The sequence below is a fragment of the Serratia proteamaculans genome (assembly GCF_004684015.1).
Lineage (GTDB): Bacteria > Pseudomonadota > Gammaproteobacteria > Enterobacterales > Enterobacteriaceae > Serratia > Serratia proteamaculans_F.
In genome coordinates this window covers 135,939-160,030 of record NZ_SRIA01000020.1, presented here as the reverse complement: position 1 = coordinate 160,030, position 24,092 = coordinate 135,939, and the positions used below count along the sequence as shown (strand labels likewise).

Sequence of the window (24,092 nt, the reverse complement as noted above, 5' to 3'; positions counted from 1 at the left end):
AATGTCCCTTTTTTATTGTCGCCGCATAGCAACCCAAACGGAATAAGGAGCAATGATGAGAGCTGCAATAGTCAACGCATTAGGTCAGGCACCGGTATTCGGCCATGTGGATGAGCCGCAGGCAAGAGAGGGGGAAACCCTGATAGAGGTGATTGTCGCCGGTATCAAACAGTTGGACCGTGGGATGGTGGCAGGAACGCATTACTCCAGCCCAAAGGTACTGCCGATCGTGCCCGGTACCGATGGCGTTGGTTATGCTCCTGACGGCCAGCGGGTTTATTTCGCCTCATTCCGGCAGCCGCACGGTGCACTGGCTGAACGCACGGTGGCTTCCTGGACGGTGCCAGTGCCGAAGGGCGTGGATGACGCTACCGCCGCTGCCTTGATCAACCCGGCGTTCGCCGCCTGGCTGCCGCTACATTGGCGTGCTGAGCTTCAGGCGGGCGAAACGGTGCTGATTATTGGTGCGACCGGCACCTCGGGTAAGTTGGCTGTGGCGGCGGCTCGTCAGGCGGGAGCCGGGCGAATTGTTGCTGCGGGCCGTCGTCAGAGTGTGCTGGATGCGTTGGACGTCGACGCTACGGTGGACCTCAGTCTGGAAGGGGATGCATTGGTGCAGGCTTTTGCTGCTGCCGCCGGGCCGAAAGGCTATCAGGTGATTGTCGATTACATCTGGGGTGCGGCAACCGAAGCGCTGCTGGCCACGCTGAACAACCACGACCTGTCTTCCTATGCCGGGGGGCGAGGCATTCGCCTGGTTAACGTCGGTTCTATGGCCGGGCCCGATATTCGTTTACCGGCAGCGGTGCTGCGCAGCAACCAACTGCAGATTCTGGGCAGTGGCACCGGTAATTTCCCACCGGTGGCTGAGATGCAGAGATATGCCAGGGATATCCTGGCGTTGGCGGCCACCGGGCAGATTTCGGTCGAGACTCAGGAGCATGGCTTATCCGAGATCGCTGAAGTGTGGGATCTGAACAAGAAAAGCGACGTGCGTTCGGTTGTCCGTATTGCCGGATAGCTATTTTCAGGTTATGGGCGAATAGGATTTTGCCCATTAACTATGATTATTAAATCAATATGATAGCGCGGTGCTAACACGGGCAATGTTGCCTTAACTCTCCGATGATGCCAGGTAATTCTCCGGCAGATCAATAACGAACCCGATACCGCGTTCATCAAGCCCTTCGGTTACCCGCAGTTGCGCACCGATTTTATCCGCCAGATTTTTGGCAATCGCCAGCCCCAGGCCGCTACCGATTTGCAGGGTACCGGGCACGCGATAAAAACGCTCGAATAACCGTTTATGGTATTCAGGATTAATACCGGGGCCATTGTCTCTTACAGTAATGTAGCAACCCAGTGGCGATAGCGAACGGATGTTGGCTTCGATTCGGCCACCCTCAGGCGCGTATTTGATGGCGTTTTCCAACAGGTTGGTAAAAATGGTAATCAGTGAGTGACGATCGGTATCAATCATCACATTTTCACTGCCATCCAGCGAGAGTTCGACGTTCTTCTCCAGTGCATAGGGCACGTGCTGGGCAATGCATTTGCCGATTTCCGCGTGGATATTCACCGTTTCAATTTTCAGCGGGAAATCTTCCGACTCTAGCTTGGCCAAATCAATCAGCTGGCGTGAAAGCGATGCGGCGCGATCCAGCCCTTGCTGCATGTCTTCAATGATTTCCTGGCGTTCGGTTTTATCCGCCACCTGGGTCAACAGATGCAACTGTGCCAGCACGGCGGCGATCGGGGTGCGCAGCTCATGCGCCGCATCGGCCATAAAGCGCTTTTCACGTTGATTGGCAGCATCGATACGCGCCATCAGTTTATTGATTTCCAAAACGATTGGCCGGATTTCTTGATATTGTTCGGCCGCATTGATCGGAGACAGCGTACCGGGCTTGCGGTCAGAGATCATTCTGGCAATTTGCCGCAGTGGCCGCAGGCTGAAATAGGCAGTGAACAGCAAAGTGACAATGATGGCTGCCAGAGTGACCAGCAGCGGGATCGCGGTGCTTTCTGCCGGATTGCCGAAAATAGTGGTGCGGTTGTCAAAGGATTCGCCGACGATCACCCTAAATTGCTGTTTATCGCTCCAGCTGCCGGCAATATGCCATTTCACATTGGCGTAGCTGATGGTGCCTGATAGCACTGATGGGGGCAGGAGCAGCGGTTTTTCCTGTGACGGTGAGGCGTAAAGCATTTGGTTGTTGCTATCGTAAACCACAAATAGCGGACGGTAGTCTATTTCGTCCTGCATGCCGTTTTTGATCGAGTCGATATACATGACCTCGATATCTTTAATCACCTCAAGATAACTGCGGTTGGTCACATCGGTCTTATCGAGAATATTGGCGATGCCGTGTGCGACAATGCGTTGCTGATTATCTAAATACTTTTCCGCGTCGGGGTAATATGAATATTTTACCCAACCCACTAATGCACCCCAGAGCAATAATATGGCTAAAACCTGAAAGATAATGGTGCGCATAAAAAAGGATTTAAAACTTATCATCCCAGAGTCTCTTTTTTTAATAAATAGCCGATGCCACGCACGGTGATAATTTTTTCCTTGCCAATCTTGCGCCGCAAGTTATGCATATGCACCTCCAGAGAATTACTTTCCACGCTGTCGCCATGGCCAAACAGACTCTGTTCCAGTGCAGTTTTACGCACCACGGTGCCGGCGCAGCGCATCAGCTCATGCAGTAGCCGATACTCCTTTTTCGATAACAGCAGCAGTTCGTCATCCAGCGTCACCTGGTGATTGATGGGGTCCAGATACAGATTTCCCAGGCTCCAGGTTTGGGAGGCAAACCCGGCCATGCGGCGGTTTACCGCCTTCACGCGTGATATCAACTCGGGCAAGGCGAAAGGTTTGGCCAGAAAGTCGTCCGCGCCGGAGTCCAGGCTATTGACCAGGTTTTCGATACGGTCGCGGGCGGTCAGAATAATGATCGGGATATTTTGTCCTGCGGCCCGCCACTCGACCAGTTTTTTTAATCCATCCCCGTCAGGCAGGGTCAGGTCCAACAGCATTAAATCGAAACTGCCCTGTGAGAGCCTGGTTTGCGCATCATGCACCAGCCGCACCCAGCATAGCTCAAAGCCCGCCAGCTCTAATGCACGGCACAGGGCCTTGCCCAATTGCAGATCGTCTTCCACTAACAATATGTTCACGGGGTATCCGGTTTATGTCACGGCGCTGGCGGCTATATAACTACAACCATCATGGGAAGACAACGGCGTCATCCTTTTAGCACCATCGTTCTTAAGCAAACCTTAATCTGGGATTAATTTGGCGTTAAGGGAACGTCGATATATTTCGCGTACGCTGACTCCTGCACAAATCATCAGGGTAGGGAAACATGCGTGTCGACAACTTTTCAACGGCGGTTACCTGTACAGGCGCAATTTTATTGTTGGCGTTGGTCACTATGCCTGCCCACGTAGGCGCGCAAGGGGGGAATCATCCCACTCGAATTTCCTCGCCCTTGCCGCATATTCAACATGTGGCATCCCTGAATTTTTATAAAAGTTTAAAACCACGAATTAAAAAACAACTGCGTCGTTTGGTGCAGTTATAAGGTTTATTTTAATAAGGGAAATAAGTGGAAAATACCTTTGGATATTCTGCAGCATGAATATCTATACTCTGTTGGATAAGGTGGCTGAGCGTCAGCTATCGCTTTTGACTTTCCAACCAGAGAAAGGAACAGTATGACTAAAGTTGCACTGGTCACCGGCGCAAGCCGGGGTATTGGCCGCGCCACGGCTCTACTGCTGGCCCGCCAGGGTTATGCGGTGGGCGTTAACTATCTGAAGGATGAAGTTGCGGCGCAACAGGTGGTCGCGGAGATAGCATCACTGGGCGGTCGGGCGCTGGCGCTGCGGGCTGATATTGGCGATGAGAGTCAGGTCGTGGCGATGTTTGGTGAACTGGACGCAACCCTCGGCCCAATCAGCGTGCTGGTCAACAACGCCGGCATCCTGTTTCAGCAGTCGAGCATTGAACAACTCACGGCAGAACGTATCAACAAGGTGCTGAGCACCAACGTCACCGGGTATTTCCTCTGTTGCCGCGAGGCGGTGAAACGCATGGCGCAGCGCCATGGTGGGCAGGGCGGGGCCATCGTCAACGTCTCTTCCGCCGCCGCCCGTCTGGGTGCGCCGGGGGAGTATGTTGACTACGCCGCATCCAAGGGAGCGATAGATACGTTGACCACCGGACTGGCGTTGGAAGTGGCAGCCCAGGGGATTCGCGTTAACTCGGTACGACCGGGGTTTATTTATACCGAGATGCATGCCAGCGGCGGTGAGCCGGGCCGTGTTGACCGGGTGAAAGGCAACCTGCCGATGCAGCGCGGCGGCACCCCGGAAGAAGTGGCAGAAGCTGTCGCATGGCTGCTCTCTGATGCCGCGTCATACGTCACCGGCAGCTTTATCGAGGCCGCCGGCGGCCGCTGACGGCTGGTTACTCCCCCTTTATGAACGTCTCCTTTTGACACCCAATATGATTGGGTGTACTTTTTGCTTAAATAACAACCAAATTGTAGTTACAAAAATGTATGTTTCTTTTGAATGGAATCAAAGAAAAAGCCAAAGTAACCTGACGAAACATCACATAAGCTTCGAACTGGCGCAGCATGTTTTTGCAGACCCAAACCAGCTAGCCGTGATTGAACGCATTGAAGAGGGTGAAGAACGCTGGCAAACCATTGGCATGGTTGGTGGTTGCCTGATATTGCTGGTGGCACACACTACGCATGAGGTTAATGTGGACGGCGACGATGTTGAGGTTATCCGTATCATTTCGGCCCGCAAAGCGGATGCACGAGAAAGGGGGATGTATGAAACGCAAAAATTCGGTTAGGAATGTGCAGCACAGCATACTTCCTCCCCTGACGGAGGAGCAAAAAGCGCAGATAGCCTCCTTGAGGGTTATGCCGGATGATGATATTGACTACGGTGACGCCCCTGCGCTTAGCGATGAGCAATGGGGAACGGCATTAAAGGGGCGATTCTACAAACCGGTGAAGGTATCAAAAACGGTCAGGATTGATGCTGACATTTTGGCATGGCTCCAGAGGCCGGGCAAGGGTTACCAGAAGCGTTTGAACGCGGTCCTGCGTGCCGCTATGTTGAAAGGCCAAGAGCTCGAAGAGTAAAATTATTTATCCACAGGTGCTTATCCTGCAATTTAAAACCCGGTAGCTTTAGAGGCGCCGGGTTTTTGTTTCGGAACTCTCAATACTCAATCAGCCCTCATGCAGCAGCGCACTGCGGAATGACAGGATGTGTGCTTCTGCCGCATTGGCGGCGGCATCGTCATCCTGCGCGGCCAGTGCAGCGATAATGGCTCGATGTTCTTCTATCACCTCCCGCATATGGCCCTCGCGTGACAAGGTGCTGGCCCAGAAACGCTGCGCTCTGGCGTGCAGCACGCTCAGGATGTCCGCCAGCATATTATTCCCGGCGATCTGCGCCAACTGCTGGTGGAACTGGTGGTCCAGCGTCATCATCTGCACCCGATCGCGGCGCTGGCAGGCGGCTTCGATTTGCTGATTGAGGGCGGTCAGTGCGGCAACCTGTGGTTCGGTGATGCGCTTGCTTGCCAGCCGCATACATAGCATTTCATTGGCCAGCCGGACTTCAATCAGTTCCAGTGCGTCATCCATCGACAGTGGTGAGACCATCACTCCTTTACGCGGGATCACCTGTAGCAACCCTTCATTGGCCAGCCGGTGGATCGCCTGATTGATTGGCGTTCTGCCCATCTCCAGCTCACTCATTACCTGCGCGGTGTTGAGATATTCACCAGGTTTATAGCTTAACGTCACCAGCGCCTGCTTAAAGCGCCGGTAGGCCAGTTCATTCAGTGACATTCCGGCTTCCTCTGCCGTCGGGAGTTCCTGGCTCTCTGCGTCAAGGCTCATCACGTTCTGCTCCTGCAAGAAGAAAGTTTTTAGACATAGTACACAAAAACATGGCATGGAAATCGCTTATTTGGCAACTAAAGATATAGTGAAATTTCACAGTATTTTAACCAAAGAGGCACAAACGCCATGAGACTGACCTTCACTTTACCTGAATCCAGCGGTGCCGGGGTGCTGGATGTTGAGGTTGACCATCTGGTGATCGCCGGCTGGACCGGCCGCGATCACCAGGCCATCCTGCACCATATTAGGGAATTGGCCGAGTTGGGCGTGCCCCAACCCAGTGCAGTTCCGCTGTTTTATCGGGTGGCCGTTAATCAGCTCAGTCAGAGCGATTGCATAGAAGTGATCGGCAATGCCAGCTCCGGCGAAGCGGAGCCGTTGATCTTTACTCATCAGGGGGAACTTTTTGTTTCGCTGGCCTCAGATCATACCGATCGTCAACTGGAGGCGCACAGTGTCGCGCTGTCCAAACAACTCTGCGTCAAACCGGTAGCTCGCGCCGCCTGGCCACTCCGGGAAGTGATTGCCCACTGGGATTCTTTGATCCTGCGATCCTGGATCAAAGAGAACGGTGAGTTCCGGCTTTATCAGCAGGGTCGTCTTGCCAGTCTGCGAACTCCCGGCGATCTGCTGGATCGTTATCTGAGTGGTCAGCAGGTACCGGAGGGCGGGTTGACGGTACCCCAGCCGCGAGATGGCCTGGCGATGGCCTGTGGCACGGTCGCGGCGATTGGCGGTATCCGACCTGCGGTCGAGTTTCGGATGGAACTGGTGGATGAAGTGCTGGGACGTACCATCAGCCACGGTTATCGCAGCATAGAACTGCCGGTGGTGGCGTGATGAAAAAGCCGACTTTAACCCAGATCGCTGCCGGATTGGCCAGCGGTGAATTCACAGCTGTGCAACTGACCACCGCCGCGCTGGCGCAAATTGCCGACCCGCAGGGTGAGGGCGCCCGCACTTTTACTCATGTTTATAGCGACTGGGCACAGCAGCAGGCATTGGCTTCCGATCGGCGGCGTGCGGCGGGAACCCCTTTGTCGGCGCTGGACGGTGTGCCGGTCTCGGTCAAAGACCTGTTTGATGTTGCCGGTGAAGCCACCGCTGCCGGTTCGCGAGTGTTGGTTGATGCGCCGGTAGCTAACACCCATGCCGCCGTGGTGGCGCAGTTGTTGCAGGCTGGCGCGGTGGTGATCGGCAAAACCAACATGACCGAATTTGCCTATTCAGGACTTGGGATCAATCCCCACTACGGCACACCCGCCAATCCGTGGGATCGCCCAGCAGATCGTATTCCCGGTGGTTCGTCTTCCGGTGCGGCGGTTGCGGTGGCCGACGGCATGTGCTTTGGCGCGATAGGCAGCGATACCGGCGGTTCGGTACGTATTCCGGCGGCCTTCTGCGGTCTGACCGGCTATAAACCCACCGCCCGACGCATCAGCAGCCGTGGTTTGCTGCCTTTGTCACCCTCACTGGATTCGATTGGTGTGATTGCTCATGACGTTGCCAGTTGCATCGCGCTGGATGCGGTGATTGCCGAACAGCCGCTGCACCCGCAGCAGAAAGCGCTGAGTCAGGCGCGCTTTGCCGTGCCACAAACGCTGGTGCTGGACGGCCTGGATGATGAAGTCACCGCTGCCTTTCATCTCAGCCTCCAGCGTCTGGTGCAGGCGGGGGCACAGATTGAATTTATTCCCTGTCATGAGTTCGCTGAGCTGGCTGCGATCAACGCCGGCGGTGGTTTCACCGCGCTGGAGTCCTGGTGCTGGCATCAGCCGCTGATCGCCGAACATGCCGAAGATTACGACCCTCGGGTGTTGTCGCGGATCCGTCGCGGTCAACTGCTGGATGAGCGGGATTTACAGCAACTGCGATTGCAGCGTGCCGATTGGCAACGGCGGGTGAGCGCGGCAGTAGAAGGATTTGACGCGTTGTTGATGCCAACCGTGCCCTTCGTTGCGCCGACCATTGCCGAACTGCAGAAGGATGAAGACGCCTATTTCCGTATCAACGGTGCCGCGTTGCGTAACCCTTCGGTGATCAACTTCCTCGATGGTTGCGCGCTTTCGCTGCCTTGCCAGCGGCCCGGTACGGCACCTGTGGGGCTGATGGTAGCCGGGCTACCGCTGCATGATGAGGCGCTGCTGGGTTGGGCGCTGGCGATCGAACGCTGCCTCGCCGAGGCGTGATTTTCCGGTGGGGAACGGCCCCGCCTTACTTTGAGCTAACAGGAGAGTACCCATGACCGGTTCCCCAAACGGAATGCTGTTTGTTGCAACAGATGTCACCGCGCAGGACGAGGCAGATTTCAATAAGTGGTACGACCGCGAGCACGTGGAAGAGCGAGTGCGAGTGCCTGGTTTCTTGTCGGGCACGCGTTATCAGGCACTACAGGGGGGACGTAAATACCTTGGGCTGTATAAAACCGAATCCCTGGCCAGTTTTACCTCGGCGGCCTATCGCGCCGCGTTTACCGAACAGACCCCTTGGTCGGTGGCGAGTCTCGATAAAATGCGCGATCCGATGCGTCGTGTCTGCGCGGTGGAGGCGGTGACCGGTCAGGGCTGCGGCAGCCATCTGGCTATCCTTACCCTCGAACCGGCGGAGCCGCATGTGCTGAAGGCCTGCATCAATCATTTGGGCCGCCTCCTGGCGGAACAGCCCGGTTTTGTGCGCAGTTGCCTGTTGTCGCCGGACGCGGATCTGAGTTCGCCACTGCCGAAAGAATCGCGGGAAAACCGCCGGTTACTGCCGATGATGCTGATCGAAAGCAGCAGTGCCGAAGCCGGCCAGCGGCTGAGTGAACTGGCCTGCCGCCAATTGAAAATCCCCGCCACCGATGCCCTGCATTATGCCCTTGGCTGGCAATTGACCACACAGGAGCTGCCATCATGAACACTTCAACTGCACAAACGCCGATTGCAGACGCATCCACTGCCGATGCTACCGCCCACCCGCCAAACACCGGCAAGCTGGCGGCGGCCAGCTCGATAGGCACCGCACTGGAATGGTATGACTTCACCGTCTACAACATCATGGCGGCGCTGATTTTCAACCACGTGTTTTTCCCCTCTTTCGATCCGCTGGTGGGCACCATTTTGGCGTTTTCCACCTATGCGGTGGGTTATGTATCGCGGCCGATTGGCGGGATCGTCTTTGGTCATCTCGGTGACGTGCTGGGGCGACGTTTTGTGTTGGTGACCACACTGGTGATCATGGGGGTGACTACCGCGTTGATGGGGCTGCTACCCGGTTATGCCAGTTGGGGGATTTGGAGCCCGCTGCTGCTGGTGACACTGCGCTTTATTCAGGGGATCGCCCTGGGGGGCGAATGGGCGGGGGCGGTGCTGCTGTCGATGGAACATGGCAAGCCTCACCAACGTGGGCGTAACGCCTCCTTTGCTCAGGTTGGCCCTTCCTGCGGAACGCTGATCGGCACCGGGCTGATCACGCTGGTAACGGTGGCGATGACGGCAGAGGACTTCCAGCAATGGGGCTGGCGTATTCCCTTCCTGCTTAGCCTGGTACTGGTGGTGTTTGGCCTGTGGCTACGTCGTGGCGTGGGGGAAACGCCTGCGTTTCTGAAACTGGAGGCATCGAAGGACGTTACCCATTCACCGATCCGTGAAGTTTTCACCCAGTATCGGCGTCCGCTGCTGATCGCCGGCGGTTCGCGTATTGGTTCCGACGTGCTGTATGCGCTGGTGGTGGTTTTTACCCTGACCTACGTCACCACGGTATTGAACCTGCCGCGCCCGCTGGCGTTGGCCGCCACCATGTTGGGGGCGATCGGTAACGCGATTACCGTGCCGATGTTCGGCGCCCTGTCCGATCGCTTTGGCCGTCGACCGGTGTATATCGGTGGGGCATTGGCGGCGATAGTTTGGGCATTTGTGTTCTTTATGCTGCTCGACAGCAGCCAGCCGGTGCTGATTTGTCTGGCGGTGGTGGTGGGGCTGTTAATCCATGCGGCGATGTATGGTCCACAGGCGGCCTTTATCACCGAACAGTTTCCAACCCGGGTACGCTATGCGGGGTCGTCGTTGGCTTATACGTTGGCAGGTATCATTGGTGGTGGTTTTGCGCCGCTGATCATTGCCTCATTGTTCAAGTCTTACGACAGCACGCTGGCGATCTCGGCCTATGTGGTGCTGGCACTGCTAATCACGCTGTGGGCAGTGATTGCCGCGAAGGAAACGGCACACAAGCCGTTATGAATGGCGTGCCGGGTGAAGGGATCACCCGGCTTGTCGCAACAGCAGTGGCGTTACTTCAGCCAGCCTTTGCGCTGCGCGTCCTGCAGGTGTTGCAGCAGGTGTTTCCACAGCTCCGGCTGAACATCGGCAATGGCGGCGTTGCGCGACAGTACCTGCTCGAGGCTGATACCGTTCTCGACCCAGCTTTGGCCTTCGTTATGCAGGTTCATCAGCATTGGCATGGTGCGATCCAGCACCAGCGCAAAGCGCGCATCGGCGCTCTCGCCATCTTCATATTCCTGCCATAAAGCGGTGAAATACTCCCGCTGAGTGTCCGGCAGCATACCGAACAACCGGCGTGCCGCCGCCACTTCTTTATCATGGACAGCTGCACGGGCGGCCAGGTCATAGACCAGCACATCACCGGCATCGATTTCAACGATGTCATGCAGCAGTGCCATCTGGATCACCCGCTGGATATCCACACCTTCACCGGCATAGGGGGCCAGACTCAGGGCGGCAATAGCAAAGTGCCAGCTGTGTTCGGCAGAGTTCTCCTGACGTTGGGTGCCCAGCACTTTGGTGCGGCGTTGCACGCTTTTCAACTTGTCGATTTCCATCAGGAACTGGATGACCTGGGTCATGGAGCCGAAATCTAACGCGGGTACAGCGGATGACATGGTGTAAACCTCATGGTAGATGGGTTGAAGCCGAACGATTGTAGACCAGCAGGCGGCAGATTTCGATGGTTACACGCGCACACAGTTTTATTTTAGCGTACACGTGTACACTGAAATTATTCTCAGTTAAGCTGCCTTGCGGTAATTTCGAACAATGTTGGCTGTTTTGAGGGGTTGTGTGTAATGGGAAAAACGGGCGTAGTGAAAGCCGGTACTGAAAAAATTGCCGACACGGCCTATCCGTGGGCGGAAGAAATTGCTAACAGCATCAGCCACGGTATAGGTTTGGTTTTCGGTATTGTCGGCCTGGTATTACTGCTGGTGCAGGCGGTGGATACGGGGGCTGACGTGACGGCGATTGCCAGCTACAGTCTCTATGGCGGCAGCATGATCCTGCTGTTCCTTGCCTCCACGCTGTACCATGCCATTCCCCACCAAAAAGCCAAGCATTGGCTGAAAAAATTTGACCACTGCGCCATTTACCTTTTGATTGCCGGTACCTACACGCCGTTTCTGTTGGTGGGGCTGAACTCACCGCTGGCCAAGGGGCTGATGGCGGTAATCTGGGGTTTGGCACTGCTGGGCGTGCTGTTCAAACTGGCGTTCGCCCACCGTTTTGAAGCGCTTTCGCTGGTGACCTATCTGACCATGGGCTGGCTGTCGCTGATCGTGATTTATCAGTTGGCGACTCGTCTGGCGCTGGGCGGTGTGACGCTGCTGGCGGTTGGTGGCGTGGTTTATACCCTGGGTGTGATCTTCTATGCATCGAAGCGCTTCCGCTTCGGCCACGCGATTTGGCATGGTTTCGTGCTCGGCGGCAGCCTGTGCCACTTTATGGCGATTTATCTGTACGTCTGATATCCCCCTGGCAGGCGTTAATATCATGTTGATTAAGCGTTTCTTTTCAGTTAGAAAAGAGGCGCTTGTTTCTTTCGGGTATCCAGCAAGCCCATTTCTTCATTCCTGAGCCCGCGAACTACACCTTCGGTGTTTACGTTAACTTTTTCAGGACTCATCAATATGATCGTTCGCTTATCCAAAGCGTTGCTGGTGTGCGCGATGGCGCTGTTCGCCACGCTGGTGGCATTTGGCAATATCACGGACTACGGCTCCAATTTCGCCTTTGTACGTCATGTCTTTATGATGGACACCATTTTTCCTGACGCCACCATCACTTACCGTTCAATACAGACTCCGTGGCTGCATCATGCCGGGTACATTGGCATCATTACGCTGGAAAGTCTGACCGCGTTGTTGTGTTGGATGGGGGGGCTGCGTCTGTTGTGCGGCCTGAAGCTGTTCGCAGTGGCCTTCAATAGAAAGAAAACGCTGGCAGTGGCCGGTTTGACGCTCGGTTTTCTGACCTGGCAGGTGGGTTTTATGTCGGTGGGCGGTGAGTGGTTCGGCATGTGGATGTCGAAACAATGGAACGGGGTGCCCGATGCTTTCCGCTTCTTTGTCACCCTCATTTTAGTGCTGATCTATCTGGTGCAGCGCGACGGCGAACTGGATGAGTAAGGGATCAGGCAGCAGGCGTGAGCCTGCTGCCTGGGGATTATTTTTCTTCCGCCAGTGAATATGGCAGCGGTTTGATGGCCAGTTGACTGGCGGCATCGTCGCGAACCCGCAGCTTGCTGTCGGCGTCCAGATCGTTATTCAGCACCACCTGTACCCACAGCGTGCCGTCGGCCAGTTTGGCGGCGCTCAGCACCGTACCGGTACGGCGCCAGTTCTCACCCAGTTGCAATTCCACGTCTTCAGCGGCCTGCGGCACGCGCCCGGCCTTGCCTTCCAGCCAGTACAACGCACGTTTGTTGGCCCCGCGGAACTTGGCGCGCGCCACCATTTCCTGGCCGGTGTAGCAGCCCTTGCTGAAGCTGATGCCATCCAGCGCCTGCAGGTTGGTGGCTTGTGGGATCAGTTGCCCGCTGTTGGCGGCGTCAATCACCGGGTAGCCGGCTTCGATATCCAGCGTCAGCCACTGCTGGCTGTCGTTCAGTTCGGCCTGCTCGTGCAGTTTGGCAACCAACTGTTCGGCAACGGCGGCGGTGGTGATCAGCAGAAAACGTTCTGCCGGTAGCGAGAAGTGCAACAGGGTCGTTTCACCGTCCTGCACCACCTGATGTTCAGCATCCGGCAGGTGATTGAAAACGCCCGCCAGTGCCGCACGTGCCTGAAAACCAGCCACGCCCAGTAACACTGCTTCGTTGTCGGCGGCAATGGTGAGTTTGGAGAATACCGCGTACTTCTTGATTTCAGCCAGTTGGCTGTCGAGCACGCTGCGGCGCTCCAGATAGGCAAAACCTTCACCGCGGTGGAATAAACGCAGATTGCTCCACATTTTACCCTTGGCGTCGCAGTGGCCGCACAACACGTGACTATCGGCCGGCAGCGCTTCGATATCGGCGGTCACCTGGCCCTGAAGGTATTTCACCGTATCCGGTCCGTTCAATGTCACCAGCGCCCAATCTTCCAGTGAGATCAGGGTCAGGGGCAGATGGGAAGACGCGGAAGGCTGACGGGGTGGAAATGGAATTTTATACGCCATAGTAAGAACCTGCTTAACGTTTAGCTTACCTGAAGGTGTGTTGACCCATGGTAAAAGAGGCGACGGGCTTTGCAAACTGTTATTCACGCTTGCCTTGTCGGCAGCGCTTTTTTTGACATTTAGCGCTTTATTACGCTTTACACCGAGAACGTCCTTCCCGGCGAGTATGTCAAATTGTTACTCTATAGGCTTGCGGCCAAGGGTAACCCTTGCAGACAGATCTTTGGCTGATGGAATTATATCGCGCCGGTGTTGCCATACAGTGTGTCAGTTGAACCCTGCGATGGCGTTGCCACGCTGAAAAGAGGTTAGTCATAACAACATGGATATTAATAATAAAGCACGTATCCACTGGGCTTGTCGCCGTGGTATGCGTGAGCTGGACATCTCCATCATGCCGTTCTTCGAATATGAATACGACCAGTTGAATGATACAGACAAGGCGCTGTTTATCCGTCTGCTGGAGTCTGACGATCCCGATCTCTTCAATTGGCTGATGAATCATGGCGCTCCGCAGGACAGCGAACTGCAGAGAATGGTGACACTGATCCAGACGCGAAATAAAGACCGTGGCCCAGTGGCGATGTGACGTCCGTATTTCCTGGCGCACCCAGTTACTTTCACTGCTGACCCATGGCGTATTGATCCTGCTGATCCTGATTTCACCCTGGCCGGAAGGCTATGGTCCGATCTGGCTGGTGTTACTGACGCTGGTGGTGTTTGAGTGTATTCGCAGCCAAAAGCGTATTGCGTCGCGGCAGGGCGAGTTGCGCCTGCTGGAGAACCAACGCCTGGGTTGGCATGGGCAGGAGTGGCAACTGGTAAAGCAGCCCTGGATGCCACGTTACGGCATTTTGTTGACGTTACAGCCGGTGGGGGGCAAAAAGCGCCGTCGGCTGTGGCTGGCTTCCGACGCCATGGCTAAAGCCGACTGGCGGCATTTGCGCCAACGGTTGCTGTATCCGTCCGCCAGTGATGACGAGGAACCCTGATGAAGCCGACGCTCTGGCTGGTGGAAGATGAACCCAGCATTGCCGATACGCTGATTTATACCCTGGAGAGCGAAGGCTTTCAGGTGCGCTGGTTCGATCGCGGTGAACCGGCATTACAGGCGTTGGCGCAAGGGGTACCTGCGCTGGCGATCCTCGATGTTGGTCTGCCGGATATCAATGGTTTTGAACTCTGCCGTCGGTTGTTATCACAGGCGGCAGATTTGCCTATTTTATTCCTCACCGCCCGTAGCGATGAGCTTGATCGCCTGATTGGGTTGGAAATCGGTGCCGACGATTACGTTGCCAAACCCTTTTCCCCGCGAGAAGTCAGCGCCCGGGTGCGCACTATCCTGCGCCGCCTGCAAAAACAGCAGCGCCTGCAGCAGCCGGCCCTGTATCACTTCGGCCCTTTTAGCCTGGATGAACAGGCCGCGGCCATCCATTACCATCAGCAGCCGCTGCTGCTGACCCGTTACGAATTTTTGCTGTTGAAAACCCTGTTGCTGGCACCTGGCCGGGTATTTTCACGCCAGCAACTGATGGAAAGCGTCTGGGCGCTGGCTGAAGAAAGCCTGGATCGCACCGTCGACACTCATATCAAAACGCTGCGTGCCAAGCTGCGCGCCATCGATCCCGCTGAACCCCCGATCCACACTCATCGCGGCCTCGGCTACAGCGTGAGTCGCCAGCCATGAGAATAGGCCTGCGTCTGCTGTTGGGATATTTCCTGATTGTGGCGGTGGCGGGCTATTTTGTACTGAGCATTTTCGTACAGGAAGTGAAACCCGGCGTGCGGCGCGCGACCGAAGGCACACTGGTGGATACCGCCAATCTGCTGGCGCAGATTGCGCGTCTGGACATGCAACGCGCCGACGCGGCGCACGGGCAACTGGCTCAAGCTTTTTCTCAACTCAATCAACGCCCCATTGGTGCCAATATTGGCGGTATCCGTAAGGATCGCAGCGAATATCACGTTTATCTTACCGATCAAAACGGCAAGGTCATTTTTGACTCCAGCGGCAAGGCGGTCGGCCAGGACTACTCACGCTGGAATGACGTTTATCTGACGCTGCTTGGTCAGTACGGCGCGCGCAGCACGCGCAGCGATCCGCAGGATGAAAACAGCTCGGTGATGTACGTTGCCGCGCCGGTAATGGAACAGGGGAAAATCATCGGCGTGCTCAGCGTCGGTAAACCCAACAGCACCATGACACCGGTGATCAAGCGCAGTGAGCGGCGCATTCTGTGGGCCGGTGCGCTGCTGTTGGGCATTGCCTTGCTGATCGGCCTGGGTTTTGTCTGGTGGATTAACCGCTCGATTGGGCGGCTGGTGCACTACGCTGACGGCGTGGCGCAGGGCGAAAGCCTGCCGTTGCCGAAAATGGGCGGCCACGAATTGACCCAGTTGGCGCAGGCGCTGGACAGCATGCGAGTGAAGCTGGAGGGCAAGGCCTACATTGAGCAGTATGTACATACCCTGACCCACGAACTGAAAAGCCCGCTGGCGGCTATCCGCGGTGCGGCGGAGCTGTTGCAGGAACAACCGCCGGCGGCTACGGCGCAGCGGTTTCTGACCAATATCGAACAACAGAGCGCACGTATTCAGCAACTGGTGGATAAATTGTTGGTGCAGGCACGGCTGGAGAGCCGGCCAGTCCTGGAACGGGTGCCAGTGGCGATGGCAATACTGGTGCGTCAGGCCGTGGCAGGCAAAGAGGCGCAGGCCGTGCGGCGCGGCGTTCTGCTACAGGTTGAGGGGGTGGAAGATATCACCCTGAGCGGCGATGGACTGCTGATTAGCCAGGCGCTGACCAACTTGCTGGACAACGCACTGGACTTCACCCCAGCAGGCGGCACCATCAAGGTGCGCGGTGAACGCCACGAAGGCCACTATCAGGTCACCGTCAGTGACGACGGCAGCGGCATTCCGGATTATGCACTGGATAAAGTGTTCGAGCGTTTCTATTCTCTGGCCCGATCGGATAAGCCGAAAAGCAGCGGTCTGGGGCTGAATTTTGTGCAGGAAGTGGCGCGCTTGCACCGTGGCAGTATCCAGTTGAGCAACCGTCAGCCGCACGGCGTGACCGCTATTTTTACCTTATCGCTCTGACTTCACCGTCCCTTCACATAACCACATCCTGCTTTCACTTGAGACTTTTATCGTGACTTCATTAACTACATGGAGCGCGCGATGATGAAATCGGTACTGTTTTGGAAAATAACCACTCTGCTGGGATTAATGATTTTAATGATCATCCCGGTAACGATGTTAATGAATGTGATTGATGAGCGTAGTGGCTACCGCCAGAGTGTGGTTGGGCAGGTCAGCGAAAGCACCAGCCGGGCGCAGCGCATTTTGGGGCCGTTGATTGTTATCCCTTATAGCGAGCGGGAAGAGAAGACGGATGACAAGGGGCAGAAGGTGGTGCAGATAGTTCGTCATCATCGTTATCTGCTGCCGGAAAGTTTGCAGGTCAGCGGCAAGCCGAACGTGGAGGTGCGCAAGCTGGGCATTTACCAGACTCAGATCTATCAGGGGCCGTTGCAGTTTAAGGTGAAGTTCGGTCAACCGGATTTGACGGATTTGCAGCGCAGTAACGTGACGATCGGTCAGCCTTTCCTGTTGGTCTCGTTGAGCGATTCGCGCGGCATCAAAAGCATCTCGCCGCTTATCGGTGCAGAGTCACAAACGGTGTTTGAGCCTGGCACCCAGGTGAATGTGCTACCGCAAGGGGTCCATGCGCCGCTGAAATTGGCCGCACTGCAAAAAACGGGGCTGGACGCCGACTTCACCCTGACGTTGGCGGGCACCAGCAGCCTGTCACTGGTCCCGCTCGGTCGCAGCAGTGAATTAACGTTGCAGAGCAATTGGCCACACCCGAATTTCCTCGGTAACTTTTTACCGGACGAACGCAAGGTGACGGAGAAAGGTTTCAGTGCACGCTGGCGCAGCACCTGGTTTGCCAACAACATCAACAGCGCCTTCCATTACGACGACGAAATCCTTGGCGAAGACAAGCTGCCCACCTTCAGCACCAGTTTGATTGAACCGGTCGATCACTATCAATTGACCGAACGCGCGGTGAAGTATGCAGTGCTGTTTATCGGCCTGACGTTTATGGCGTTCTTCCTGTTCGAAACCCTGACCGGTTTGCGTGTGCACCCGATTCAGTACCTGCTGGTTGGCGCGGCGCTGGTGTTGTTCTACCTGATATTACTGGCATTCTCCGAGCATTTTGGCTTTGGCACCGCTTATCTGCTGGCCAGCATCGCCTGTAGCGGACTGATCGCCTTTTATCTCAGTGCAGTACTGCGCGGCAGGCTGCGCGGGGCGCTATTCGCGGCCAGTCTGTTGATGTTGTATGGCGTGTTGTATCTGCTGCTGCAGTCGGAAGATAATGCCTTGGTGCTGGGGGCAGGGCTGCTGTTCGCTATTTTGGCGGGAATTATGCTGCTGACGCGTAAGTTGGACTGGTATCAGGTGGCCGATCCGGCGCGCATGAACGGCGAAACGCCAACCGGCGAAGGAGAGAAACGCTTCCGGTTGTGGAAGTAAGCCACAGATTGGGCGCGGTCACCGCGCCCATGGGCATTACAGCAGCGGTTCCATCTCCAGCAGGATCTGTTCGCACCACTGTTGCAGCCGTTCTTCACTCATGTCGTATTGGTTCACATCATCCAGCGCCAGGCCGACAAAGTGTTTGCCGTCGGCGCTTAGTGGTTTCGGGCTGGTGAATTCGAAGCCGTCGATCGGCCAGAAGCCAATAAACTGGACGCCAAGCGGGGCAATGTGATCGTGCAGCATGCCGAGTGCATCGAGGAACCATTCGCCGTAACCGAGTTGATCGCCCATGCCATACATGGCGACGATTTTCCCCTGGAGATCCAGCGTGGTCAGCTGTGGCCAAATCGCTTCCCAGTCTTCCTGAAGCTCACCGAAATCCCAGGTTGGCATGCCGAGGATCAGGATGGAGTACTCTTCCATCAGCTTGGGGGAAACGTCTTTCAGGTTGTGCAGGTCGACCAGGTCTTCACCTAAAATCTCACGGATTTTTTCTGCCGCCATCTCGGTGTAGCAGGTGCTGGAGCCGTAAAACAGACCAATCTTCATGTGTAAACCGTTTATATTGCCGTAGGTAGAATTGCAGCGAGTATACCCGATTTGTCCCGGCTTAAGGCATAATGCCTGTGGCATAAACGTAACAAAGAGAGGACCGCGTGCAACAGCAAGAGAGTGCGCTGATTGAGCAATTCCTGGATGCGCTGTGGCTCGAACGTAATCTGGCAGAAAATACGCTGGCCTCTTACCGATTGGATTTGCAGGCGCTGGGCGCCTGGCTGAATCAGAAAAATAGCTCGCTGTTACAGGCCCAGGCGCTGGATCTACAGGCGTTTCTCGCCGATCGGGTGGAGGGGGGCTATAAAGCGACCAGCTCCGCACGTTTGCTGAGCGCTATGCGCCGTCTGTTCCAATACCTGTATCGCGAAAATATGCGTACCGACGATCCCACTGCACTGCTGGCTTCGCCGAAGCTGCCGCAGCGCCTGCCGAAAGACTTGAGCGAAGCGCAGGTCGATGCGCTGCTGAAGGCGCCCTGTGTCGATCAGCCGCTGGAGCTGCGTGACAAGGCGATGCTGGAAGTGCTGTACGCTACCGGGCTGCGCGTCTCCGAACTGGTCGGGCTGACCATCAGCGATGTCAGCCTGCGTCAGGGCGTGGTGCGGGTGATAGGTAAAGGCAACAAGGAACGACTGGTGCCGCTGGGTGAAGAAGCGGTGTACTGGATAGAAAACTACCTGGAGCACGGCCGCCCGTGGATGGTCAACGGTCAGGCACTGGACGTGTTGTTCCCCAGCAACCGCAGCCAACAAATGACCCGACAGACATTCTGGCATCGTATCAAACACTATGCGATCCTAGCGGGCATTGACAGCGAGAGGCTGTCGCCGCACGTGTTGCGCCACGCGTTTGCCACCCATTTGCTGAACCATGGGGCCGATCTCCGTGTCGTACAGATGTTATTGGGGCATAGCGACCTCTCGACCACACAAATTTACACGCATGTAGCGACCGAAAGACTTAAACAGCTACATCAACAGCACCACCCGCGTGCCTGACACGCCGGGTTCAAAAGGATTGGAAGAATGAAGAAAGGTTTAATGCTGCTCTCTATGCTGGTGGCTTCAGTGACCGGCGCGGCCCATGCTGACGACGCGGCAATCCAAAAAGCACTGGGTAGCCTGGGCATTCAACAGGCGGACGTGCAGCCTTCACCGGTGAACGGCCTGAAAACCGTGCTGACCGATAACGGCGTGCTGTATGTGACCGAAGACGGCAAACACATTCTGCAAGGCCCGTTGTACGACGTCAGTGGCAAAGAGCCGGTTAACGTCACCAACCAACTGCTGACCGGCAAGCTGGAAGCGCTGAAAGATCAGATGATCGTCTACAAAGCGCCAAAGCAGAAACACGTGATCACCGTGTTTACCGACATCACCTGCGGTTATTGCCACAAGCTGCACCAGCAGATGAAAGAATATAACGATCTGGGTATTACCGTTCGTTATCTGGCGTTCCCGCGTCAGGGGCTGAATTCCCAGGCCGAGAAAGACATGCAGTCAATCTGGTGTACTGCCGACAAGGCCAAGGCCTTCGATACCGCGATGAAAGGCGACGCGGTTTCCCCGGCGACCTGTAAAACCGACATCAGCAAACACTATGCGCTCGGCGTGCAGTTCGGTATTCAGGGCACCCCGGCGATCATTCTGGAAAACGGCATGATGATCCCAGGGTATCAGGGGCCAAAAGAGATGGCCGCCATGCTGGACGCGCATCAGACCGCAACCAAAACCGGTGGTTAATCGCCGGTGAGCATCAAAACACAACTACGCCGCCGTGCGACGGCGGACGACAGCCATCTGCCAGCCAGCCTGCACCCGCTGTTGCGCCGTTTATATGCGCTGCGTGGCGTTCAGGCCGAGCAGGAATTGGAACGCAGCGTCAAAGGCATGCTGCCGTGGCAGCAGTTGGATGGCATTGACGCCGCCGTGGGCATTCTGCAACAGGCGCTGGCCGAACATCGCCGCATCATGGTGGTGGGCGACTTCGACGCCGATGGCGCCACCAGTACCGCGCTGACGGTGCTGGCGCTGCGCAGTATGGGCGGCAGTGCGGTCGACTATCTGGTACCGAATCGTTTTGAAGATGGCTACGGCCTGAGCCCCGAAGTGGTCGAGCAGGCGGCAACGCGCGGTGCGGAATTGATCCTGACGGTGGATAACGGCATCTCTTCCCATGCGGGCGTAGATGTGGCCCACGCCAAAGGCATGCAGGTGCTGGTGACCGACCACCACCTGCCGGGGGAAACCCTGCCGGCGGCAGAGGCGATCGTCAATCCGAACCTGCGTGGTTGTGAGTTCCCTTCCAAATCCCTGGCCGGTGTCGGCGTGGCTTTCTATCTGATGCTGGCGTTACGTGCCCGCCTGCGTGACAGCGGCTGGTTCGAACAACGTGCGCTGGCGATGCCGAATCTGGCAGAACTGCTGGATCTGGTCGCGCTCGGTACGGTAGCTGACGTAGTACCGCTCGATGCCAACAACCGCATTCTGGTGTATCAGGGCCTGAACCGCATCCGGGCCGGCAAATGTCGGCCGGGCATCAAGGCGCTGTTGGAAGTGGCTAATCGTGATGCTCGTCAGTTGGCAGCCAACGATCTCGGCTTTGCGCTGGGGCCACGGCTCAATGCTGCCGGACGACTGGATGATATGTCGATCGGCGTGGCATTGTTGTTAAGTGATGACATCGCGCAGGCGCGTATGTTGGCTAACGATCTTGATGCGCTCAATCTGACCCGGCGTGAGATTGAACAGGGCATGCAGGTTGAAGCCCTGCAGCTGTGCGACGAACTCGAGCGCAGCAGCACCGCCTTGCCATACGGGCTGGCGATGTATCATCCGGAGTGGCATCAGGGCGTGGTGGGGATTTTGGCTTCACGCATCAAGGAGCGCTTTCATCGCCCGGTGATCGCCTTTGCCCCGGCAGGTGAGGGCATTCTTAAAGGGTCCGGGCGTTCGATAGCCGGTCTGCACATGCGCGATGCGCTGGAGCGGTTGGATACGCTGAATCCGGGGTTGATGATGAAGTTCGGTGGCCATGCCATGGCAGCCGGGCTGTCGCTGGAAGAAGGTAAATTCGACGAGTTCCGCCAGCGCTTTGGCGATCTGGTGGGCGAATGGCTCGATCCGGCGATGCTGGAAGGGGTGATTTGGTCCGACGGCGAACTGGCGATGCAGGAGCTTTCGCTGGAAACAGCGGAGCTGTTGCGCGAAGGAGGCCCCTGGGGCCAGGCCTTCCCGGAACCGACCTTTGACGGCACCTTCCGTATCCTGCAGCAGCGGCTGGTGGGCGAGAAACACCTGAAACTGATGGTGGAACCGCTTGGCGGCGGCCCACTGCTGGACGGTATCGCTTTCAATGTCGACACCACCCTGTGGCCCGACAGCAGCGTGCGCGAAGTGGAACTGGCCTACAAGCTCGACGTCAACGAGTTCCGTGGCAACCGCAACGTGCAGTTACTGATCCAACACCTCTGGCCGCGTTGATTTGTGTTTGGTGACAGGTACTTGTGAGCCACAGGTACCTGTCTGCTACCGTTCCAGTGGCGAAATGATGACGCTGGCCACCCCTTTTTGTTCGATAATTTCCAGCATTCTTAGCGCAGAACCTTGAGGTTTAACGGCATTGCGTTCCCATTTTTGCACACTGGTAGTCGACATATTGATCACCGCAGCGAGGTCTGCCTGACTCAGTCCCAACCTTTCGCGCAGCATTTTGATGCGTTCGCCGTCCATAATCTTGGCCTGCTCGCTGCGGACATTTTTTTCTCTTTCTTGCACGCGAGCCTCAATATTGCGGACGGTTTCATCGGATACAGCGCCGATTGCGTTAAATCGCTGTGCCATTTTTTGTAGTCTGAGCAGACGGTTATCAGTCATTGCATTTTACCTCTCGCAAATAGCCGTTATCTATTGCCCGCTGAATAATCTCCGGCGACATGGCAAGAAAGTCACCGGCGAGCTCTCGGTAGGTTGCCAGTTCGTCATCACTAATTTCTTTGGTACCGGTTTGTTTCACCGTATTTTTAAGCCATCCATCAACAAAGTATTGATGATGACCTTTTTTAAATGCTACCACCGAACGCGCGCCACCGCGTTTACCTTGGTTGAGCGGGATACGTTTCTTGAACACGCCTCCGCCCAAATCACCGTCATGTCTGCCATGCATGATCTCTTGGGCTGCTACACATATCCGTTGGTCAAATATGCGGTTTTTTCTCATAAATTTGTCAAAATCATCGGTGACGAAAATATCCATATTGAATCCCTCTATCCCTGTTGAGTGGTCATTATGACTATAGTCTTTATGACTACCATGTTCAATATTTGAACAGTTTGAAGGGCTGCTTTTGCCCACCAATAGAATCCTGACCAGGCACGTTGTCCGGATGCTAAACGAGAACCCCACAAAAACTAACCAACCGGCTATAAACTGACGCCTGGATCCGCTAGAATTACCGGTTCCAATGGCATTTCGCCATCGACGACATCAACGTAAAAGAACGCAAAAAACATGTTTGAAATTAACCCGGTAAAAAACCGAATTCAGGACCTGTCCGTGCGGACTGCCGTTCTTAGGGGGTATCTTTGACTATGATGCCAAGAAAGAACGCCTAGAAGAAGTTAACGCAGAGCTGGAACAACCTGACGTTTGGAACGAACCCGAGCGCGCACAGGCGCTGGGTAAAGAGCGCGCGGCGCTCGAAGCCATCGTTGAAACCATCGATCAGCTGGAACAGGGGGGCGAAGACGTCTCTGGCCTGCTGGAATTGGCGATTGAAGCCGACGATGAAGAAACCTTTAACGAAGCCGTCGTTGAGCTTGATCAACTGTCTGCCAAGCTGGAACAATTAGAATTCCGTCGTATGTTCTCTGGTGAATACGACAGTGCTGATTGCTACCTGGATATCCAGGCGGGTTCCGGCGGCACCGAAGCACAGGACTGGGCCAGCATGTTGCTGCGCATGTACCTGCGCTGGGCCGAGGCCAAGGGCTTCAAGACCGAAGTCATTGAAGAGTCTGACGGCGACGTGGCAGGGTTGAAGTCCGCCACCATCAAGATCATCGGCGATTACGCGTTCGGCTGGTTGCGTACTGAAACCGGCGTACATCGCCTGGTGCGCAAGAGCCCGTTCGACTCCGGCGGCCGTCGTCATACCTCGTTCAGTTCGGTGTTTATCTACCCGGAAGTGGACGACGATATTGATATCGACATCAACCCGGCGGACCTGCGAATCGACGTTTACCGCGCCTCGGGGGCGGGTGGTCAGCACGTGAACAAAACTGAGTCGGCGGTACGTATTACCCACTTGCCGACCAACATCGTAGTGCAGTGTCAGAACGACCGTTCTCAGCATAAGAACAAGGATCAAGCGTTTAAACAGCTGCGAGCCAAGCTGTACGAGTTTGAGATGCAAAAGAAAAATGCTGATAAACAGATGATGGAAGACAACAAGTCCGATATCGGTTGGGGCAGCCAAATCCGCTCTTACGTGCTGGATGACGCCCGAATCAAGGATTTGCGCACTAACGTTGAAACGCGCAACACGCAGGCCGTATTAGATGGCGACCTGGATAAATTCATTGAGGCAAGTTTGAAAGCCGGGTTATAAGGA

Annotated in this window: 28 protein-coding genes; 20 read left to right on the top strand and 8 right to left on the bottom strand. The window is 55.9% G+C overall.

The window, feature by feature from the left end:
- Window positions 1-55 precede the first annotated feature (55 nt).
- Complete coding sequence (locus tag E5C26_RS19900; RefSeq protein ID WP_135317835.1) at window positions 56-1,021, top strand: quinone oxidoreductase family protein; 966 nt, start codon at window positions 56-58, stop codon at window positions 1,019-1,021.
- A gap of 93 nt (window positions 1,022-1,114) precedes the next feature.
- Here the strand turns inward: E5C26_RS19900 and E5C26_RS19895 are convergent, their stop codons facing one another.
- Entirely contained in the window at window positions 1,115-2,521 is a 1,407-nt protein-coding gene (locus E5C26_RS19895; protein WP_135317834.1) for a sensor histidine kinase, read from the bottom strand.
- Window positions 2,518-3,186 carry a response regulator gene (locus tag E5C26_RS19890; protein WP_135317833.1) on the bottom strand — a complete coding sequence of 223 codons (669 nt, stop codon included), beginning with the start codon at window positions 3,184-3,186 and terminating at the stop codon, window positions 2,518-2,520. The genes E5C26_RS19895 and E5C26_RS19890 overlap by 4 nt, the downstream gene beginning before the upstream one ends.
- Before the next feature lie 188 nt (window positions 3,187-3,374).
- On the opposite strand from E5C26_RS19890, the gene E5C26_RS19885 reads away from it, so the two are divergent.
- The 4 genes from E5C26_RS19885 (at window position 3,375) to E5C26_RS19870 (ending at window position 5,174) form a co-directional block, all read left to right on the top strand.
- Window positions 3,375-3,593: a hypothetical protein gene (locus E5C26_RS19885; RefSeq protein WP_135317832.1), complete on the top strand. Its 219-nt coding sequence runs from the start codon at window positions 3,375-3,377 to the stop codon at window positions 3,591-3,593.
- A 133-nt stretch (window positions 3,594-3,726) separates the two neighbouring features.
- Window positions 3,727-4,473 (top strand): SDR family oxidoreductase, encoded by a 747-nt coding sequence (locus tag E5C26_RS19880; protein ID WP_135317831.1) that lies wholly within the window; start codon window positions 3,727-3,729, stop codon window positions 4,471-4,473.
- A 97-nt stretch (window positions 4,474-4,570) separates the two neighbouring features.
- A complete protein-coding gene (locus E5C26_RS19875; protein WP_135317884.1) occupies window positions 4,571-4,879 on the top strand; it encodes a BrnT family toxin in 309 nt (102 codons plus the stop codon).
- Window positions 4,857-5,174, top strand: coding sequence for a BrnA antitoxin family protein (locus E5C26_RS19870; protein WP_135317830.1), 318 nt, complete (start codon window positions 4,857-4,859; stop codon window positions 5,172-5,174). The genes E5C26_RS19875 and E5C26_RS19870 overlap by 23 nt, the downstream gene beginning before the upstream one ends.
- A 90-nt stretch (window positions 5,175-5,264) precedes the next feature.
- Here the strand turns inward: E5C26_RS19870 and E5C26_RS19865 are convergent, their stop codons facing one another.
- Window positions 5,265-5,942 (bottom strand): GntR family transcriptional regulator, encoded by a 678-nt coding sequence (locus tag E5C26_RS19865; RefSeq protein WP_135317883.1) that lies wholly within the window; start codon window positions 5,940-5,942, stop codon window positions 5,265-5,267.
- 129 nt (window positions 5,943-6,071) lie between these two features.
- Between E5C26_RS19865 and E5C26_RS19860 the strand changes: the two genes are divergently transcribed.
- The 4 genes from E5C26_RS19860 to E5C26_RS19845 are packed head-to-tail and all read left to right on the top strand — an operon-like array spanning window position 6,072 to window position 10,162.
- Window positions 6,072-6,785 carry a DUF2848 domain-containing protein gene (locus tag E5C26_RS19860; protein ID WP_135317829.1) on the top strand — a complete coding sequence of 238 codons (714 nt, stop codon included), beginning with the start codon at window positions 6,072-6,074 and terminating at the stop codon, window positions 6,783-6,785.
- Window positions 6,785-8,134, top strand: coding sequence for an amidase (locus E5C26_RS19855; RefSeq protein WP_135317828.1), 1,350 nt, complete (start codon window positions 6,785-6,787; stop codon window positions 8,132-8,134). Before E5C26_RS19860 ends, E5C26_RS19855 begins: the two co-directional genes overlap by 1 nt.
- A gap of 52 nt (window positions 8,135-8,186) precedes the next feature.
- On the top strand, window positions 8,187-8,840 hold the full coding sequence (locus tag E5C26_RS19850; RefSeq protein WP_135317827.1) for an antibiotic biosynthesis monooxygenase family protein: 654 nt from the start codon (window positions 8,187-8,189) through the stop codon (window positions 8,838-8,840).
- Entirely contained in the window at window positions 8,837-10,162 is a 1,326-nt protein-coding gene (locus E5C26_RS19845) for an MFS transporter (RefSeq protein ID WP_135317826.1), read from the top strand. The genes E5C26_RS19850 and E5C26_RS19845 overlap by 4 nt, the downstream gene beginning before the upstream one ends.
- A gap of 50 nt (window positions 10,163-10,212) precedes the next feature.
- On the opposite strand, the gene E5C26_RS19840 is transcribed toward E5C26_RS19845, so the two are convergent.
- A complete protein-coding gene (locus E5C26_RS19840) occupies window positions 10,213-10,821 on the bottom strand; it encodes an HD domain-containing protein (RefSeq protein WP_135317825.1) in 609 nt (202 codons plus the stop codon).
- A gap of 183 nt (window positions 10,822-11,004) precedes the next feature.
- Here E5C26_RS19840 and trhA point away from each other — a divergent pair, with 183 nt between their 5' ends.
- Entirely contained in the window at window positions 11,005-11,679 is a 675-nt protein-coding gene (gene trhA / locus E5C26_RS19835; protein ID WP_135317824.1) for a PAQR family membrane homeostasis protein TrhA, read from the top strand.
- 162 nt (window positions 11,680-11,841) lie between these two features.
- Entirely contained in the window at window positions 11,842-12,339 is a 498-nt protein-coding gene (locus E5C26_RS19830; protein WP_135317823.1) for a DUF2165 family protein, read from the top strand.
- A gap of 37 nt (window positions 12,340-12,376) precedes the next feature.
- On the opposite strand, the gene ygfZ is transcribed toward E5C26_RS19830, so the two are convergent.
- On the bottom strand, window positions 12,377-13,369 hold the full coding sequence (gene ygfZ / locus E5C26_RS19825; protein WP_135317822.1) for a tRNA-modifying protein YgfZ: 993 nt from the start codon (window positions 13,367-13,369) through the stop codon (window positions 12,377-12,379).
- A 322-nt stretch (window positions 13,370-13,691) separates the two neighbouring features.
- Here ygfZ and sdhE point away from each other — a divergent pair, with 322 nt between their 5' ends.
- The 5 genes from sdhE (at window position 13,692) to creD (ending at window position 17,917) form a co-directional block, all read left to right on the top strand.
- Window positions 13,692-13,958, top strand: coding sequence for an FAD assembly factor SdhE (gene sdhE, locus E5C26_RS19820; RefSeq protein ID WP_037418284.1), 267 nt, complete (start codon window positions 13,692-13,694; stop codon window positions 13,956-13,958).
- On the top strand, window positions 13,939-14,361 hold the full coding sequence (locus tag E5C26_RS19815) for a protein YgfX (RefSeq protein ID WP_135317821.1): 423 nt from the start codon (window positions 13,939-13,941) through the stop codon (window positions 14,359-14,361). The genes sdhE and E5C26_RS19815 overlap by 20 nt, the downstream gene beginning before the upstream one ends.
- Complete coding sequence (creB, locus tag E5C26_RS19810) at window positions 14,361-15,056, top strand: two-component system response regulator CreB (RefSeq protein ID WP_135317820.1); 696 nt, start codon at window positions 14,361-14,363, stop codon at window positions 15,054-15,056. The genes E5C26_RS19815 and creB overlap by 1 nt, the downstream gene beginning before the upstream one ends.
- Window positions 15,053-16,471, top strand: coding sequence for a two-component system sensor histidine kinase CreC (gene creC / locus E5C26_RS19805; protein ID WP_135317819.1), 1,419 nt, complete (start codon window positions 15,053-15,055; stop codon window positions 16,469-16,471). The genes creB and creC overlap by 4 nt, the downstream gene beginning before the upstream one ends.
- A gap of 81 nt (window positions 16,472-16,552) precedes the next feature.
- Window positions 16,553-17,917 (top strand): cell envelope integrity protein CreD, encoded by a 1,365-nt coding sequence (creD, locus tag E5C26_RS19800; RefSeq protein WP_135317818.1) that lies wholly within the window; start codon window positions 16,553-16,555, stop codon window positions 17,915-17,917.
- A gap of 36 nt (window positions 17,918-17,953) precedes the next feature.
- On the opposite strand, the gene fldB is transcribed toward creD, so the two are convergent.
- Window positions 17,954-18,472: a flavodoxin FldB gene (gene fldB, locus E5C26_RS19795; RefSeq protein WP_017893855.1), complete on the bottom strand. Its 519-nt coding sequence runs from the start codon at window positions 18,470-18,472 to the stop codon at window positions 17,954-17,956.
- Between the two features lie 107 nt (window positions 18,473-18,579).
- On the opposite strand from fldB, the gene xerD reads away from it, so the two are divergent.
- The 3 genes from xerD to recJ are packed head-to-tail and all read left to right on the top strand — an operon-like array spanning window position 18,580 to window position 21,963.
- Window positions 18,580-19,479, top strand: a complete 900-nt coding sequence (gene xerD / locus E5C26_RS19790) for a site-specific tyrosine recombinase XerD (protein ID WP_135317817.1) — start codon at window positions 18,580-18,582, stop codon at window positions 19,477-19,479.
- Between the two features lie 27 nt (window positions 19,480-19,506).
- Entirely contained in the window at window positions 19,507-20,223 is a 717-nt protein-coding gene (dsbC, locus tag E5C26_RS19785; RefSeq protein WP_135317816.1) for a bifunctional protein-disulfide isomerase/oxidoreductase DsbC, read from the top strand.
- A gap of 6 nt (window positions 20,224-20,229) precedes the next feature.
- Window positions 20,230-21,963: a single-stranded-DNA-specific exonuclease RecJ gene (recJ, locus tag E5C26_RS19780; protein ID WP_135317815.1), complete on the top strand. Its 1,734-nt coding sequence runs from the start codon at window positions 20,230-20,232 to the stop codon at window positions 21,961-21,963.
- A 45-nt stretch (window positions 21,964-22,008) separates the two neighbouring features.
- Here recJ and E5C26_RS19775 read toward each other — a convergent pair whose 3' ends face one another.
- Together E5C26_RS19775 and E5C26_RS19770 are read right to left on the bottom strand one after the other, a co-directional pair.
- A complete protein-coding gene (locus E5C26_RS19775; RefSeq protein ID WP_135317814.1) occupies window positions 22,009-22,356 on the bottom strand; it encodes a helix-turn-helix domain-containing protein in 348 nt (115 codons plus the stop codon).
- On the bottom strand, window positions 22,349-22,735 hold the full coding sequence (locus E5C26_RS19770) for a type II toxin-antitoxin system RelE/ParE family toxin (protein ID WP_135317882.1): 387 nt from the start codon (window positions 22,733-22,735) through the stop codon (window positions 22,349-22,351). Before E5C26_RS19770 ends, E5C26_RS19775 begins: the two co-directional genes overlap by 8 nt.
- A gap of 255 nt (window positions 22,736-22,990) precedes the next feature.
- On the opposite strand from E5C26_RS19770, the gene prfB reads away from it, so the two are divergent.
- Window positions 22,991-24,089, top strand: a protein-coding gene (gene prfB, locus E5C26_RS19765) for a peptide chain release factor 2 (protein ID WP_112363199.1) whose coding sequence is annotated in 2 segments (ribosomal slippage) — window positions 22,991-23,065 and window positions 23,067-24,089 — 1,098 coding nt in all. Because the reading frame shifts where the segments join, the coding sequence is not laid out codon by codon here.
- Window positions 24,090-24,092: the final 3 nt, after the last annotated feature.